A 14107-nucleotide genomic window follows, 5' to 3' on the forward strand; every position below is an offset into this window, starting at 1 on the left:
ACTCCCTGTGCCTGTCTTTTGTTGATTACAGCGTGCTGATGCGCCGCTTGATGAAGCGCAGCTGCACCCACCGGAAAATCAGCACCATCGCCAGCATGACGAGCCCGATGACGCTCACCGCCTCGGGTTTGCCGCCATTCCACATCTTCAGCATCACCACCGAGAGCACCTCCGTATCCGGCACATAGAGCAAAATCGAGGCACTGAGCTCGCGCATGATGCCGAAGAAGATCAGCACCCAGCCGACCGCGAAGGCGGGCCAGGCGAGCGCTACCAGGATGCGGCCGAGCGTCTGCCACCAGCCCGCGCCGTGCACGCGGGAGCATTCCTCGAGGTCCTTGGCGATCTGGGCATAGGCGCCCGAGGTCACCCGGACTGCCACCGGCGTGCCGAGGGCGACATAGGCCAGCAGCAGCGCCCACAGGGTGCCGTAGATCGGGACCGCGTGCGGCAGGATCGCGAAACCCCACAGGAAGCCGATGCCCAGCACCATGCCCGGCATCATCCAGGGCAGCCAGGCGAGGATGTCGATCAGCCGGCGTCCCGTCCAGTTGGTGCGGGTCGTGATGTAGGCGATGATCCCGCCCAGCACCATCGTCGCCGTCGCGCCGAGGAACCCCAGCAGCATGGTATTGCCCAGGGCACCCCAGAACTGGCGGTTCTCCCAGACGCTGCGGTAATGCTCGAGGGTCAGCATGTCGAGCTGGTAGAAGCCGAAGAACTGGAAGAACGAGCTGAGGATGAGCTGGCCGACCGGAAGCGCCACGGTGAGGATGAAGAAGGCGACGCAGATCGCGAAGGTCACCCAGCGCATCCAGCCGAGCCGCGTGACGCTCGGCGAATAGGCCTTCCCGGTCACGGTGGTATAGCTCTTGCCGCGCAGCAGCCGGCTTTGCACGACCAGCAGCAGGAACATCAGGGCAAGGGTCGCGAAGCCCATCGCCGTCGCCGACTGGTAGTCGGGCTGGGCCCGCTGCGTGATCAGGTCGAAGATCTGTGTCGTCAGCACCTTGATGCCGACCGGCGTGCCGAAGAACACCGCCGATTCGAACGACTCCATGCCGCGGATGAAGCTCAGCAGGAAGGCGCTGGTCGTGACCGGCAGCATCAGGCCGAAGGTGATGCGCCAGAAGGTCTGCCACCGCGTGGCGCCTGACATGCGGCTCGATTCCTCGAGCGACGGATCCATGGCGCGGAAGGCCTCGACGACGAACAGGAAGATGAACGGCGTCGAATACTGCATCATGTGCCAGACGATGCCGCCGTAGGAATAGACGTCGACCAGCGTGCCGTCGCTGTCCGTCAGCCAGCGCCAGACGAGGTTGATGGTGCCGACCTGTGCGTTGCCGAGCATCGCCCAGGCGGTCGCGGTCAGGATCGGCGGGATGAAGAAGGGAAGCGTGATCAGCACTTCGAGCACGCCGCGGCCGGGCGTGTCTGTGCGCGCCACGATCCACGCCAGCAGGATCGCAAGCGCCAGCGACAGCACGGTCTTCACCAGCGACAGCGCGGCGGTGTTGACCAGCGCCTCGAGGTTTTCGGGCGTGGCGAGGTTTGCGTAGCCGTCGAGGTTGAACTCGCCCGCCATGCCCGGCGGGGTCGAATGGAGGCTGCCGTAGAGCAGCATCGCCATGGGATAGAGCGTCAGGAAGCCGAGGCCGAGGATCAGCAGCGCGATCCCGGCCGGCCGGCCGTAGCGTGCGAGGCCGCGCGGAAACGCGGCCTCCCGTTCAGCGAGGGGGACGGCAACCGTCATCGAGAAGGCTATCACCCATCTGAGAGCTCCTCCCCCGCTCGCGGGGGAGGTGTCAGCGTCTTACGCTGACGGAGGGGGAAGGAGGCGGAGATGGTGCGTCACGCCCCCTCCGTCGCGGATTACCGCGCCACCTCCCCCGCAAGCGGGGGAGGAAGGGCGTATCGTCTTCAACTATTCAGCTACTCGGCCGCGAGCGGCAGGCGTTGCAGCATGCCGAGGGGGCTCAGCGCGCCCTGCAGCTTGTCCGCATAGGCGTCGAGCCAGTCCTGCTTCTCCGGCGCGATGAACGAACCGCCGCGCGCGCGCTGGCAGGCATGCGGGTCGTCGACCAGCGGCGGCACGGTGCCGTCAGCCAGCAGCTTCTGGCAGGCTTCGAGCAGCCGCTTGCGCGTGATGGCGATCATGCGGTCCGACGGCGCGAGATGCTCGAGGCTGCGATCGACGATCTCGCCCATGCACTCCACCGCGGCCTGGTCCTGGCGGCCGATGCCCTGGATGCCGGTGTAGTTGGAATGCTTCTGCATCTCGCGATCGATGAAGTAGTCGTTCTCGCGCCGCGCCACGAGGCGATGACGGCCGTACCAGTCGTTGGTGTTGGGCAGGTACTCCATGTCGGGCTTGAGGCCCGGGATCCAGTCGCCGTTCGCGAGCGTCTGCAGCGGCGCCGTCTTCTTCACCCAGTTCAGGTTGTAGGTCATGGTGTGGGTATCATCCATCGGCACGTTCAGCGTGCAGGCGACCTGATCCTCGAAAGAGCCGTTCGGTGTCAGCGTGATGAACGGGAACATGAAGTGGGCGAAGCGATAGTAGAGATTGCCCGGATCGGCCGGCCGGTAGGCGGCGTACATCGTGCCCCAGTCGGTCTCGGTCGACTTGTAGTCCGGCGCGCGGTCGCCGACGCCCCACTTGTGGATCGTGTCCTGCGGTACCTCCTCCATCTTCAGCCCGCCGATATGCAGGAAGCCGAAATGCGAGGTATCGATGTCGCCCTCGAGCGACTGGAACCAGTTGCACTCGCGCTGGTGGACGCGGGTGACGCGCACGTCCTCCGGCAGGTTCAGCACTTCGAGCGCCGGCAGCTCCGGCGGCTTCTCGCGCTTGCCCATGTAGGTCCAGATCAAGCCCGCGCGCTCGACCACCTTGTAGGCCTTGGCCTTGATGCGGTGCTTGAAATCCTGCGCCGGCGGCACGTTCGGCATGTCGGTGCAGTTGCCTTCGACGTCGAACTTCCAGCCGTGATAGACGCAGCGAAGGCCGCCTTCCTCGTTGCGGCCGAAGAACAGCGAGGCGCAGCGGTGCGGGCAGCGATGCTCCATGATGCCGACCCGGCCGTCGGTGTCGCGGAAGGCGATCAGCTGCTCGCCGAGCAGCAGAAGCCGCATCGGCTCACCGTCGGCCTTGAGTTCCGAGGAGAGGCAGGCCGGAATCCAGTATTCGCGCATCAGGTTGCCCATGGGCGTACCCGGGCCGATATGCGTCAGCATCTCATTGGCGGCGGCTGTGAGCATCAAATCCTCCGATTGCGGGACTTTTGTACGTTCTACGGACGTTTGTACGATTATAGCAGAAACGCCCAGCGTGAGCGAGCATTAGACGTCTCTCCAGCCGCTGCGCCACAACCTGAAAACTGTTGTGAACTGTGATTGACGGCGTTAACTACAATTCACATATGGTCGAAGTTCGTCAGACCGAAGTGTTTGCCAAGTGGCTCACGTCGCTTCGAGACGCCAAGGCTGCTTCCAAGGTCGCCCAGCGCATCGTGCGAGTTTCCTCGGGCCTGATGGGCGACGCGAAGCCGATTGGCGAAGGTGTCTCGGAACTGCGGATCAACTTTGGTCCAGGCTATCGCGTCTATTTTAAGCAGAAGGGCAAGATTCTTATTCTCCTGCTGTGCGGCGGCGACAAGAGCACACAAGCCGCAGACATCAGGAGGGCGAAGGAACTGGCGGCCGATCTCTAGGCCGCGTCACCGATCAGCGTATGACTGATGAGAGATTGGATATGGCACCCAGGACATTCCCGTTCGATCCGGCCGAGCACCTCACCGATCCGGAGGATCAGGCCGAACTCCTCAACGATGCTTTCGCAACCGGCGATGCCACCTACATCAGGAGCGCTCTCGGTGTCGTCGCGCGCGCCCGGGGTATGTCTGAGGTGGCCCGGGGTGCTGGCGTCTCGCGCGAGGCGCTGTACAAAGCGTTTGGTGCCAAGGGCGACCCAAAGCTTTCGACGCTGCTCGGCGTCCTCAAGACGCTGGACTTCGAGCTTTCGGCCCGGACCGCGACAGCGAAGCGGACCCCGAGAAAGCGAGCGGCGAAAGCGGCGTGACCTCGCTCTCGATGCCGGTGGCAACATCCTCGTTCATCAGGTGCGCACCGCACGTGATCTAGACCTCGTCAATGCGCGCCACGTCGTAAATCGCCAGCAGTCGGTCGATCTCGGTCTTGGCAGGGGCCTCTTCCTCGGCCCTGCGCGGTGCCATTTGCGCGGTCGTCCCGCCCACAGCGGATGGAGCCTCGTCTTATTGGCCTGGAACATCAAGCGCATGTTCGCCCTCAAACCGGCCGCGTCGGTTGGCGCTAGGGCGTCGATGGTCCTGCTGCTTCTCGATCCCTGTCCGGGTGATGGAACAGGAGAACGGCCAATACTGAAGACAGCGCGAGGCCCGCCATCAAAAGGAATCCGTCGACGAATGAACCACGCATCTGCAGGACCCAGCCAGTGATGGCCGGCGCGAGAAAGCCGGCGATCGCGAAGCCGAAGTCCATGATGCCAAGGGCTGTTGCGGCGCGCTGCGGGGTGATGTCGACGTTCACCGCATAGTAGGCGGCATTCGCGCCCATGGAGGCGGCAACCGCCACCGTGATGCCCGCGATGGCAATGCCGAGGTTGTCGGTAAGTGCCACGGGAATGACGGCCAGAGCCGCAACGAACTGGCTGCCGGCGATGAGATAGGAGCGTGCGACGCGCAGGCGACCTGTCGTCGTCAGAAGATGGTCGGACAATCGACCGAGCAACCACAGCGCGACGGCCGCGGACACCCAGGGCAGCACGGAGAACAGGCCGATGGTCTGCAGGTCGAGGCCATATTTCTGCTTCAGGTACGTCGGCAGCCAGCTCATGAAGAAGAACAGGAAATAGCCGAACACGAAGAAGGCCCAGTAGTTGGCGACCAGGGTCCTGTTGGTCAGCAACGTCCTGAGGGACCGGGCCGTCGGCCAGGCTTTCACGGGACCGTGCGATGTTGAAGGCACCGCGCCATCCCCGGACCGGATGTAGGCCAGTTCCGTGGCACCCACGAAGCGGGAGTCGGCAGGGTCGTCGCGAAACAGGAAAAACCACAGCGGCACCCACGCGAGCGAAATGACGAGCAGGACGGCGAAGGTCGCACGCCAATCCAGCCAGCTCAGGAGCTGCGTGACGACGGGGCCGCCGATTGCGAGCGCCAGCGGGACGGCAACGAGGGCATTCGCCAAGGCCGTCGTCCTCTCGTGCGGCGGAAGCCAATGGCTGACCGCACCGGTCATCGCGGGAAAGTTGGGCCCTTCGGACACGCCGAGAAGCAGGCGCGCCGCATACAGCAGCGCAAACCCGCTCGCGCCGGCCGTCGCGCCGATCGACAGGCTCCACAGCAGGGCGGCGACAGTGAGCACCAGCCGTGCGCCATAGCGGTCCACGGCGAAGCCGCCGATCAGGGTCGTGGCGGCATAGCCCAGGCCGAACGCCCCCAGGATGACGCCGACGTCCGGTGACGACAGGCCGAGATCCCGCTGCATGAGGGGGATGGCGTAAGAGATCGCGGCCCGGTCGATATAGTTCACGACCGTGATCGCAAACAGGAGAAAGACGATGAACCATCGATATCGGCTGCGCGCCATTGACCTCTCCAACACGTCAGCCGTCGCGATTGTCCCGAGACTGCGACCCTGATGGGCCAACCACGACTCCAGCACGAACGGACGCTTACGTCGAAGGGGCGGGCCGCTTATTCGTCGTGGTTTCACGACGCGGCCGACGCGGAAATGCCCGGCAGGCTCACGCAGGCCCCTCGAGCGATCAGGCAGGACGCGCGTTGGCTTCATAGCCAGCCGACTATAGCGCATTGCCCTCTCGACCGGCCCGGGCGTACATTCATGGCCGTAGGCAGCAGGCTGCCCAGGAGCTAAGTTCCGGCGTCCAAGGCCGAATTGCCGCCGCCCGATACGGCTCCGGAATCTCAAGGAGGATAAGTCAAATGACCAATCGCATGAAATTTTACATCGACGGCGCCTGGGTCGACCCCGCCGTCATGAAGACGGTCCCGGTGGTCAATCCGGCCACCGAAGAAAAGCTGTACGACGTGGCCGTCGGCTCGAAGGCGGACGTCGACAAGGCAGTTGCCGCGGCCCGCAAGGCGTTCGAGACGTTCTCGCTCACGACCCGCGAGGAGCGCATCGCGCTGCTCGAGAAGATCATCGACGCCTACAAGGCCCGCTCCAAGGAGATTGCCACCGCCATCTCCGACGAGATGGGCGCGCCGCAACCGATGGCGGAGCGTGCGCAGGCCGGCGCCGGCCTCGGTCACCTGATGTCGACCCTGCAGGTGCTGAAGGACTATCACTTCGAGGAGAAGGTCGGCTCGGCCACGGTCGTGCGCGAGCCGATCGGCGTGGTCGGCATGATCACCCCATGGAACTGGCCGCTCAACCAGATCGCCTGCAAGGTCGCACCCGCGATCGCCGCCGGCTGCACCATGATCCTGAAGCCGTCGGAGTTCACGCCGACCTCGGCCCTGATCTTCGCCGAGGTCATGCATGCCGCCGGGGTGCCGAAGGGCGTGTTCAACCTCGTCAACGGCCTCGGTCCCGAGGTCGGCGTCGCGATGAGCGAGCACGAAGGGATCGACATGATCTCGTTCACCGGCTCGACCCGCGCCGGCATCGACGTCGCCAAGCGCGCCGCCAATACGGTCAAGAGGGTCAGCCAGGAGCTCGGCGGCAAGTCGCCGAACGTCATCCTGGAAGACGCCGACTTCACCAAGGCGGTCTCCGGCGGCGTGGCCCACGTGTTCAACAACTCGGGCCAGTCGTGCAACGCGCCGACGCGCATGATCGTGCCGACCTCGAAGATGTCGGAAGTGAAGGCGATCGCCAAGGCCGTCGCCGAGAAGACCAAGGCGGGCGACCCGAAGGCCGAGGGCACCACGATCGGTCCCGTCGTCAATCGCACGCAGTGGGACAAGATCCAGGCGCTGATCAAGAAAGGTGTCGACGAGGGCGCGACGCTCGTGGCCGGCGGCCCGGGCCTGCCCGAGGGCGTCAACAAGGGCTTCTATGTCCGCCCGACCGTGTTCGCCGACGTGACCAACGACATGACGATCGCCCGCGAGGAGATCTTCGGACCGGTGATCACCATCCTCGGCGCCAAGGACGAGGACGAGGCGGTGAAGATCGCCAACGACACACCCTACGGCCTCGCCGGCTACGTCTCGGCCGGCTCGGTCGAGGCCGCCAAGCGGGTCGGCAAGAAGATCCGGGCCGGCAACGTCAACCTCAACGGCGTTCCGAACGAGCGCACCGCCCCGTTCGGCGGCTACAAGCAGTCCGGCAACGGCCGCGAGTGGGGCAAGTACGGCATGGAGGATTTCCTCGAGGTGAAGGCGATCGCCGGCGCCTGAGGAGGTTCATCCTCTCGCATGCTCAAAGGGGAAGGACACGCCCGTGTCCTTCCCTTTTTTGCTGGGAGTGCGGCTCTCCAGAGCCGCGCTCCCGGCGGCCGTCACACACCCGACGGCTTTCTTGGTGGCCACATCCTCGCGAGATCTCCGGTCGGATTCGAGTAGGTCGCGAAATCAGCCTTGCCGCGTGACTCGTGGAAGTGGGCCAACGCCCAGACGACCGTCGGGAAGGCGAGCTGGTCCCATGGGATGTCCGCCCAGTCGAGCAGCGCGACCTCCTCGCTCTCGACGCCGGCCGCCACGTCCTCGTTCACCAGCCGCGCGCGATACATGATCTGTACCTGGCCGATGCGCGCCACGCTGTACATCGCCAGCAGCCGGTCGATCTCGATCGTGGCGCAGGCCTCTTCCTTCGCCTCGCGCTGCGCGGCCTGCTCGGTGGTCTCGCCCAGCTCCATGTAGCCGGCCGGCAAGGTCCAGAACCCCTTGCGGGGCTCGATCGCGCGCTTGGCCATCAGGATCTTTTCGTTCCCGTTGTCTGACCACGTGCAGACCGCACCCGCGACGATCTTCGGGTTCTGGTAGTGGATGAACTCGCAGCGCCCGCAAATCAGGCGTTCGCGGTTGTCGCCTTCGGGAATGCGCTTCTCGAAATGCTCGGGCGGATCCCACGGAAGGCGCGGACGTTCGGGTTGTATGGGGGCTCTCATGCCCCCGAGGCTAGGCCGCCCGGATCAGCGCTGCAACGCCGGGCAGCGCCTTGCCTTCCATCCATTCGAGGAACGCGCCGCCGGCCGCCGAGACGTAGGAGAATTTCTCCTCCACTCCCGCCGCCGCCAGGGCCGCAACGGTATCGCCACCGCCCGCGACCGAGAGCAGCTTGCCGGAGCTCGTGAGGTCGGCGACGGTCTTCGCGAGCGCCACGGTGCCGGCATCGAACGGCTTCAGCTCAAAGGCGCCGAGCGGGCCGTTCCACACCAAGGTCGCGCACTCGGCAACTTCCTTCTGGTAGAGCGCGATCGACTTCGGTCCGACGTCGAGGATCATCTGGTCGTCGGGACAGGCCTTGGCGTCGACGACCTTGTTCGCGGCACCGGCCTTGAACTCGCCCGCGACCACGACATCGACCGGCAGCAGCACCTGGCAATTCGCCGCCTTCGCCTTGTCCAGGATCTCGAGCGCGGTCTTGCCGAGGTCCTTCTCCGACAGCGACTTGCCGACGGCGATGCCCTGCGCCTGCAGGAAGGTGTTGGCCATGCCGCCGCCGATGATCAGCTTGTCGACCTTGCCGACGAGATTGCCCAGCAGGTCGAGCTTGGTCGAGACCTTGGCGCCGCCGACGACGGCGCAGACCGGCCGCTTCGGATTGCCCAGCGCCTTGTTCAGCGCCTCGAGCTCGGCCTGCATCAGCCGGCCGGCCAGGGCCGGCAGCAGATGAGCCACGCCCTCGGTCGAGGCATGCGCGCGATGCGCCGCCGAGAAGGCGTCGTTCACGTAGATATCGCCCAGGGTCGAGAGCTGGTCGACGAAGCCTTTGTCGTTCTTCTCCTCCTCCTTGTGGAAGCGGAGGTTTTCCAGCAGCAGCACGTCACCCGGCTTCAGCGCCTTCACCGCCGCGTCGGCTTCGGGGCCGATGCAGTCCTCGGCGAACGCCACCGGCTTGCCAAGCGCCCGGGCGAGCGGTTCGACCAGAGGCTTCAGCGACATCTCGGGCACACGCTTGCCGTCGGGCCGGCCGAAGTGGCTGAGCACGATCACCTTGGCGCCCTTCTCGGCGAGCTCCTTCAGGGTCGGGGCGGCACGCTCGATGCGCGTGGCGTCCGTCACCTTGCCGTTCTTCATCGGCACGTTGAGGTCGACGCGCACCAGCACGCGCTTGCCCGACACCCGCTCGGAATCGATCGTCTTGAAATCGCTCATGCTCTCTTCCTGATCACAAACACCAACACATCGCCCTCGCGGGCAATCGAAACCAGTTCATGGCCGGTCTGCCGGCAGTACGCGGGGAAATCCTGCTCCGCCGCGGGATCTGTCGCGCGCACCGTCAGCAGCCCGCCGGCGTCGAGCTCGCGCATCTTGCGATTGGCGCGCAGCACCGGCAGCGGACACAGCAGGCCCGTCGCATCGTACTCCAGGCGATCAGTCACGGCGGCGGTAGTATTTCATGGCCTCGGGCACCCAGTGCCTGATGTCGGCGAGGCGTGTGTCGTCGGTGGGATGGGTGCTGAGCCATTCCGGCTGCTTCTTCTGGCCGCGGCTCGCCGCGCGCATGCGCTCCCACAGGCCGATCGCCTCGTGCGGGTCGTAGCCGGCCAGCGCCATCAGCACGAGGCCGATGTGATCGGCCTCCGATTCCTGCGTGCGCGACATCGGCAGCAGGATGCCGACCGACGCGCCGGCGCCCATCGCCGCCATCGCCATCGGCGCATAGGTGGCGCCGGTGCGACCGCCGGCGACAGCCAGCCCGGCTCCTGCCAGCAGGGTGGCGCCGCTCACCACCTTCTGGTCGCTCAGCCGCTCGGCGCTGTGGCGGGCCAGCGCGTGCGCCACCTCGTGGCTGATCACCGTCGCGAGGCCCGCTTCGGTGCGCGTGATCGGCAGCAGTCCCGAATAGACGGCGACCTTGCCGCCGGGCAGGCAGAAGGCGTTGGGCACGTTATTCTCGATGGTGCGGAATTCCCAGCTGTAGTGCGGCGCTTTCCACATGTTGGCCGGCGGCCGCTCGGCGGCCTGCGCGATCCGCCGGCCGACCTTGTCGACCAGTGCGTTGAATGCGGCGTCGTGCGATTGCGGCTCGCTTGCCAGCACCTGGCGATAGGCCTGCGCACCGAGCTGCCGCTCCTCGCCCTCGCTTACAAGCATCATCTGCGACCGCCCGGTGACCGGCGCCGAATCGCAGGCTGCGAGCAAACACAGCGCAAGCAGGATGAGGGGCCGCATACGGCGACTCTATTGGAGCTATCCTCCCCATTCAAATGGGGAGGTGTCGCGGTAATCCGCGACGAAGGGGTCATGAGCAACTCGACTGGTGCTCATGACCCCTCCGACGCCGTAAGACGGCGCCACCTCCCCATTTGAATGGGGAGGAGTTTCAGAAGAAATCCGGGCCGCCGCGGCGCTTCAGCTCGTCGCCGGCCTCGCGGCCCATCGCTTCGGCGTCGGCTGACGGACCGCGCCGTTCGGTGGCGATCAGCTCCGAGCCATCCGGCTTGGCAATCAACCCGCGCAAATACAGCGCGCCGTCGGCGTCGAGGATCGCATGGCCCGCGATCGGCGTGCGGCAAGAGCCGTCGAGCACGGCGAGCATCTCATGCTCGGCGGTGACGCAGATCGCGGTTGCGGCGTGATTGATCGCGGCCAGCCAGCCGATCGTTCGGGCATCGTCGACGCGGCACTCGATGCAGACCGCGCCCTGGCCGACGGCCGGGAGCATCTCGCCTTCCGGTACCGGCGTGCCGACCGAGAGGCCGAGGCGGTTGAGGCCCGCGAGCGCGAGCAGGGTGGCCTCGACCTCGCCGGCCGCGCGCTTGGCCAGTCGCGTGTCGACATTGCCGCGGATCGTCACGACCTTGAGATCCGGGCGCTGGTACAGGAGCTGCGCGCGCCGGCGCAGCGCGGCGGTGCCGACGACGGCGCCCTGCTTCAGGTCGGCGATCCGTCCGACATCGCCCGCGATCAGCACGTCGCGTGCGTCTTCGCGCGGCAGGAAGGCGGAGATCACCAGGCCGGCCGGCTGTGCTGTCGGCATGTCCTTCATGCTGTGCACGGCGGCATCGATGTGCCCCGACAGCAGCGCTTCCTCGATCTCCTTGACGAACAGGCCCTTGCCGCCGGCCTCGGACAGCGGCCGGTCCTGGATCATGTCGCCGGTGGTCTTGATCACAACCACCTCGATCGCATCGGGTGCGGCCAGCGCCGGCACGGCGCCGGCGAGCGCGTCGCGCACCAGGCCGGTCTGGATGAGGGCAAGCTTGCTGCCGCGCGTGCCGAGGCGGAGGAGGGAGGCCATGCGCTGCTCTAGCGCAGGTCATCCCCGGAGGCTAGAAGTCGCGCATGCGTGTCCTGGGTATCGAAACGAGCTGCGACGAGACAGCGGTCGCCGTGGTCGAGGCGCCGCCGGGCGATGCGCCGGTCGGGCGCATCCTCGCCAACGTCGTCTATAGCCAGCTGACCGAGCATCGCCGCTTCGGCGGCGTGGTGCCGGAGATCGCCGCGCGCGCCCATCTCGAACGGATCGACGGGCTGGTCGCCGAGGCGCTCGCCGAGTCGGACCTGGAGCTCGGCGACCTCGACGGCATCGCCGCAACCGGAGGACCGGGCCTGATCGGTGGCGTGATGGTGGGCGTCATGACCGCCAAGGCGATGGCCTTCGCTCGGGAGAAACCGTTCCTCGCCATCAACCATCTCGAAGGCCATGCACTGTCGGTGCGCCTCACCGAGCCGGTGATGTTCCCCTATCTGCTGCTGCTGGTGTCGGGCGGTCATTGCCAGCTCCTCACCGTGCGCGGGCCGGGCGACTTCACGCGGCTCGGCACGACGATCGACGATGCGGTCGGGGAATGCTTCGACAAGACCGCCAAGCTGCTGGGCCTGGGCTCCCCAGGCGGGCCGGCCGTGGAGCAGGCGGCGAAGGGCGGCGACGAGAAGCGCTTCGCCCTGCCGCGGCCGATGTGGCGCAAGCCCGGCTGCGACTTTTCCTTCTCGGGGCTGAAGACCGCCGTGCGGCAGACCGTCGAAAAGCTGCCCGGGGACGATGCACGGGCGGTTACCGATCTCTGCGCCTCGTTCCAGCGTACTGTTGCCGATGTGCTGGTGGACCGTTGCAGCAACGCGCTGACGATGTCGCCGAACGACACCCTCGTTGTTGCCGGCGGCGTCGCGGCGAACCTCTATCTGCGCGGCCGGCTCGAAGGGCTCGGCGTCCGCCTCGTCGCGCCGCCGGTCACGCTCTGCACCGACAACGGGGCAATGATAGCGTGGGCCGGCATCGAGCGGCTGCGGCTCGGCATGACCGATGGGCTGGATTTTGCGCCGCGGCCGCGCTGGCCGCTCGAGACAGCGAGGGTGATGGCGACATGAGCGGCCGCTTCGATGTTTTCGCCCTCTTCCCGACGCCGGTCGTGCACTACGAGGTACCGGGCAGCGCCGAGCTCAATGCCGAGCTGAAGGCGGTGATCGGGCGGCAGAAGAAATTCGATGACGGAACCGAGCATTCCAACTACGGCGGCTGGCAGTCGACCTGGGACATGGACAAGTGGGGTGGCATACCGGCCATCAAGCTGCTGGCCCATGTCCGCAACACGGCCAACCGCGTCACCTGCAACCGCGAAGGCAAGCCGGTGATAGTTACCTGGAAAGCCAACATGTGGGCCAACGTCAATCGCACCGGCCATGGCAACGAGTTCCATTCCCATCCCGGCAGCTTTTGGGCGGCCGTCTACTACGTCGATGATGGTGGTATCGCCACCGATGCGTCCTTGGGTGGCGAGCTCGAGTTCATGGATCCGCGGGCTCCAGGCGTGGCCATGTACGCGCCGCAGCTTGCCTTCAATATGCCGGGTGGATTGTCGGTCGGCGCCAACGAGGTCGTGCGCCCCAAGTCCGGCCTCATGGTGATGTTCCCCGCCTGGCTGCTGCACCAGGTGCGGCCCTACAAGGGCAATGCCGAGCGCATCTCGATCGCCTTCAACCTCAGCCTGTGATCACGACTGCTCATATCGGCGTCGTCGGCGGCGGCGCCTGGGGCACGGCGCTTGCCTGCCTCGCGCGGCGCGCCGGCCGCAGGGTCACGCTGTGGTCGCGCGATCCCGCGATCTCGAATGCGATCGCGAACGAGCGCGCCAATCCGGTCTATCTGCCCGGCATTGCGCTCGACGCGGGAATCGCGGCAGCGATGAGCCTCGAAGATCTCGGGGCGTGCGACGCGCTGCTGCTGGTCTGTCCGGCGCAGGCGGTGCGCGAAGTCGGCCGGCATCTGCCGGGCCGCGGTCCGGTGGTGATCTGCGCCAAGGGCATCGAGGCGTCGAGCGGGCTGCTGATGCCGGAAGTGCTGGAGCAGGTTCAGCCCGGCCGCTCCCTCGCGTTGCTGTCGGGGCCGAGCTTCGCGGAGGAGGCGGTGCGCGGCCTGCCGACCGCGATCAGCATCGCGACCTTCGATCCGAACGTCGGCCGCGATCTTGCGGCCTCGCTCGCGGCGGGCATGTTCCGGCCGTACTGGACGCACGACGTGCTGGGGGTCGCGCTGGGCGGTGCGGTGAAGAACGTGCTGGCAATCGCCGCCGGCATCGTCGAGGGTCGCGGGCTCGGCCACAACGCGACCGCCGCACTGATCACCCGCGGCTTCGCCGAGATGGCGCGGCTCGGCCAGGCGATGGGTGCGGAGCTGGAAACAATGACGGGCCTCAGCGGACTCGGAGACCTCGTGCTGACCTGCCACGGCCCGCTGTCACGCAACCGTTCGCTCGGCGCCGCGCTGGGCAACGGCATGACGCTGGCGAGGTTCATGAAGGGCCGACGCCAGGTCGTCGAAGGCGAGGCGACGGCGCCGGCAGTGCTGGCGCGTGCCGCACGGCACGGCATCGAGATGCCGATTTGCACCGCCGTCGATGCTATCCTGCACAAAGGCGCGGACCTTGAGGCGACGATCCGCGGCCTGCTGGCGCGACCGCTACGCCGCGAGAGCGACTAAGAAGGGG

General features: G+C 66.5%; 14 protein-coding genes. 6 read left to right on the plus strand and 8 right to left on the minus strand.

Going from position 1 to position 14107, the window contains the following annotated elements:
* Positions 1-25: 25 nt before the first annotated feature.
* Together ACQY8M_RS08025 and ACQY8M_RS08030 are read right to left on the minus strand one after the other, a co-directional pair.
* Positions 26-1756: an ABC transporter permease gene (locus ACQY8M_RS08025; RefSeq protein ID WP_428670629.1), complete on the minus strand. Its 1731-nt coding sequence runs from the start codon at positions 1754-1756 to the stop codon at positions 26-28.
* Positions 1757-1935: 179 nt separating this feature from the next.
* The gene (locus ACQY8M_RS08030) at positions 1936-3264 is read right to left on the minus strand and encodes a Rieske 2Fe-2S domain-containing protein (RefSeq protein ID WP_428670631.1); all 1329 of its coding nucleotides are present in this window, start codon (positions 3262-3264) and stop codon (positions 1936-1938) included.
* Between the two features lie 161 nt (positions 3265-3425).
* Between ACQY8M_RS08030 and ACQY8M_RS08035 the strand changes: the two genes are divergently transcribed.
* The gene (locus tag ACQY8M_RS08035; protein ID WP_428670633.1) at positions 3426-3716 is read left to right on the plus strand and encodes a type II toxin-antitoxin system RelE/ParE family toxin; all 291 of its coding nucleotides are present in this window, start codon (positions 3426-3428) and stop codon (positions 3714-3716) included.
* A 41-nt stretch (positions 3717-3757) separates the two neighbouring features.
* The gene (locus ACQY8M_RS08040; protein ID WP_428670635.1) at positions 3758-4084 is read left to right on the plus strand and encodes an addiction module antidote protein; all 327 of its coding nucleotides are present in this window, start codon (positions 3758-3760) and stop codon (positions 4082-4084) included.
* Between the two features lie 251 nt (positions 4085-4335).
* On the opposite strand, the gene ACQY8M_RS08045 is transcribed toward ACQY8M_RS08040, so the two are convergent.
* Positions 4336-5634 (minus strand): MFS transporter, encoded by a 1299-nt coding sequence (locus ACQY8M_RS08045; RefSeq protein WP_428670637.1) that lies wholly within the window; start codon positions 5632-5634, stop codon positions 4336-4338.
* 356 nt (positions 5635-5990) lie between these two features.
* Between ACQY8M_RS08045 and ACQY8M_RS08050 the strand changes: the two genes are divergently transcribed.
* A complete protein-coding gene (locus ACQY8M_RS08050; protein WP_428670639.1) occupies positions 5991-7412 on the plus strand; it encodes an aldehyde dehydrogenase family protein in 1422 nt (473 codons plus the stop codon).
* A gap of 101 nt (positions 7413-7513) precedes the next feature.
* Here the strand turns inward: ACQY8M_RS08050 and ACQY8M_RS08055 are convergent, their stop codons facing one another.
* From ACQY8M_RS08055 to hemC, 5 genes are all read right to left on the minus strand, one after another.
* Positions 7514-8122 (minus strand): NUDIX hydrolase, encoded by a 609-nt coding sequence (locus ACQY8M_RS08055; protein ID WP_428670641.1) that lies wholly within the window; start codon positions 8120-8122, stop codon positions 7514-7516.
* A gap of 10 nt (positions 8123-8132) precedes the next feature.
* On the minus strand, positions 8133-9332 hold the full coding sequence (locus ACQY8M_RS08060; RefSeq protein WP_428670643.1) for a phosphoglycerate kinase: 1200 nt from the start codon (positions 9330-9332) through the stop codon (positions 8133-8135).
* Entirely contained in the window at positions 9329-9559 is a 231-nt protein-coding gene (locus tag ACQY8M_RS08065; RefSeq protein ID WP_428670645.1) for a sulfurtransferase TusA family protein, read from the minus strand. Before ACQY8M_RS08065 ends, ACQY8M_RS08060 begins: the two co-directional genes overlap by 4 nt.
* Entirely contained in the window at positions 9552-10277 is a 726-nt protein-coding gene (locus ACQY8M_RS08070; RefSeq protein ID WP_428670647.1) for a M48 family metallopeptidase, read from the minus strand. Before ACQY8M_RS08070 ends, ACQY8M_RS08065 begins: the two co-directional genes overlap by 8 nt.
* A gap of 226 nt (positions 10278-10503) precedes the next feature.
* Positions 10504-11421 carry a hydroxymethylbilane synthase gene (gene hemC, locus ACQY8M_RS08075; protein WP_428670649.1) on the minus strand — a complete coding sequence of 306 codons (918 nt, stop codon included), beginning with the start codon at positions 11419-11421 and terminating at the stop codon, positions 10504-10506.
* Between the two features lie 44 nt (positions 11422-11465).
* Here hemC and tsaD point away from each other — a divergent pair, with 44 nt between their 5' ends.
* From tsaD to ACQY8M_RS08090, 3 genes are read left to right on the plus strand one after another with little or no spacing between them, the layout of a single operon-like run.
* Complete coding sequence (gene tsaD / locus ACQY8M_RS08080; RefSeq protein WP_428670651.1) at positions 11466-12491, plus strand: tRNA (adenosine(37)-N6)-threonylcarbamoyltransferase complex transferase subunit TsaD; 1026 nt, start codon at positions 11466-11468, stop codon at positions 12489-12491.
* The gene (locus ACQY8M_RS08085; RefSeq protein WP_428670653.1) at positions 12488-13114 is read left to right on the plus strand and encodes a TIGR02466 family protein; all 627 of its coding nucleotides are present in this window, start codon (positions 12488-12490) and stop codon (positions 13112-13114) included. Before tsaD ends, ACQY8M_RS08085 begins: the two co-directional genes overlap by 4 nt.
* Positions 13111-14100, plus strand: coding sequence for an NAD(P)H-dependent glycerol-3-phosphate dehydrogenase (locus ACQY8M_RS08090; protein WP_428670655.1), 990 nt, complete (start codon positions 13111-13113; stop codon positions 14098-14100). Before ACQY8M_RS08085 ends, ACQY8M_RS08090 begins: the two co-directional genes overlap by 4 nt.
* Positions 14101-14107 lie beyond the last annotated feature (7 nt).

Origin of the sequence: Reyranella sp. (assembly GCF_965279465.1) — a bacterium.
Classification (GTDB): Bacteria; Pseudomonadota; Alphaproteobacteria; order Reyranellales; family Reyranellaceae; genus Reyranella.

What these genes read in the sequence shown, in the direction of transcription:
- ACQY8M_RS08060 (WP_428670643.1), bottom strand. Translation starts at nt 9,332, where the DNA reads ATGAGCGATTTCAAGACGATCGATTCCGAGCGGGTGTCGGGCAAGCGC.
- ACQY8M_RS08025 (WP_428670629.1), bottom strand. Translation starts at nt 1,756, where the DNA reads ATGACGGTTGCCGTCCCCCTCGCTGAACGGGAGGCCGCGTTTCCGCGC.
- ACQY8M_RS08055 (WP_428670641.1), bottom strand. Translation starts at nt 8,122, where the DNA reads ATGAGAGCCCCCATACAACCCGAACGTCCGCGCCTTCCGTGGGATCCG.
- ACQY8M_RS08045 (WP_428670637.1), bottom strand. Translation starts at nt 5,634, where the DNA reads ATGGCGCGCAGCCGATATCGATGGTTCATCGTCTTTCTCCTGTTTGCG.
- hemC (WP_428670649.1), bottom strand. Translation starts at nt 11,421, where the DNA reads ATGGCCTCCCTCCTCCGCCTCGGCACGCGCGGCAGCAAGCTTGCCCTC.
- ACQY8M_RS08030 (WP_428670631.1), bottom strand. Translation starts at nt 3,264, where the DNA reads ATGCTCACAGCCGCCGCCAATGAGATGCTGACGCATATCGGCCCGGGT.
- ACQY8M_RS08050 (WP_428670639.1), top strand. Translation starts at nt 5,991, where the DNA reads ATGACCAATCGCATGAAATTTTACATCGACGGCGCCTGGGTCGACCCC.
- ACQY8M_RS08070 (WP_428670647.1), bottom strand. Translation starts at nt 10,277, where the DNA reads ATGATGCTTGTAAGCGAGGGCGAGGAGCGGCAGCTCGGTGCGCAGGCC.
- ACQY8M_RS08035 (WP_428670633.1), top strand. Translation starts at nt 3,426, where the DNA reads ATGGTCGAAGTTCGTCAGACCGAAGTGTTTGCCAAGTGGCTCACGTCG.
- ACQY8M_RS08040 (WP_428670635.1), top strand. Translation starts at nt 3,758, where the DNA reads ATGGCACCCAGGACATTCCCGTTCGATCCGGCCGAGCACCTCACCGAT.
- tsaD (WP_428670651.1), top strand. Translation starts at nt 11,466, where the DNA reads ATGCGTGTCCTGGGTATCGAAACGAGCTGCGACGAGACAGCGGTCGCC.
- ACQY8M_RS08085 (WP_428670653.1), top strand. Translation starts at nt 12,488, where the DNA reads ATGAGCGGCCGCTTCGATGTTTTCGCCCTCTTCCCGACGCCGGTCGTG.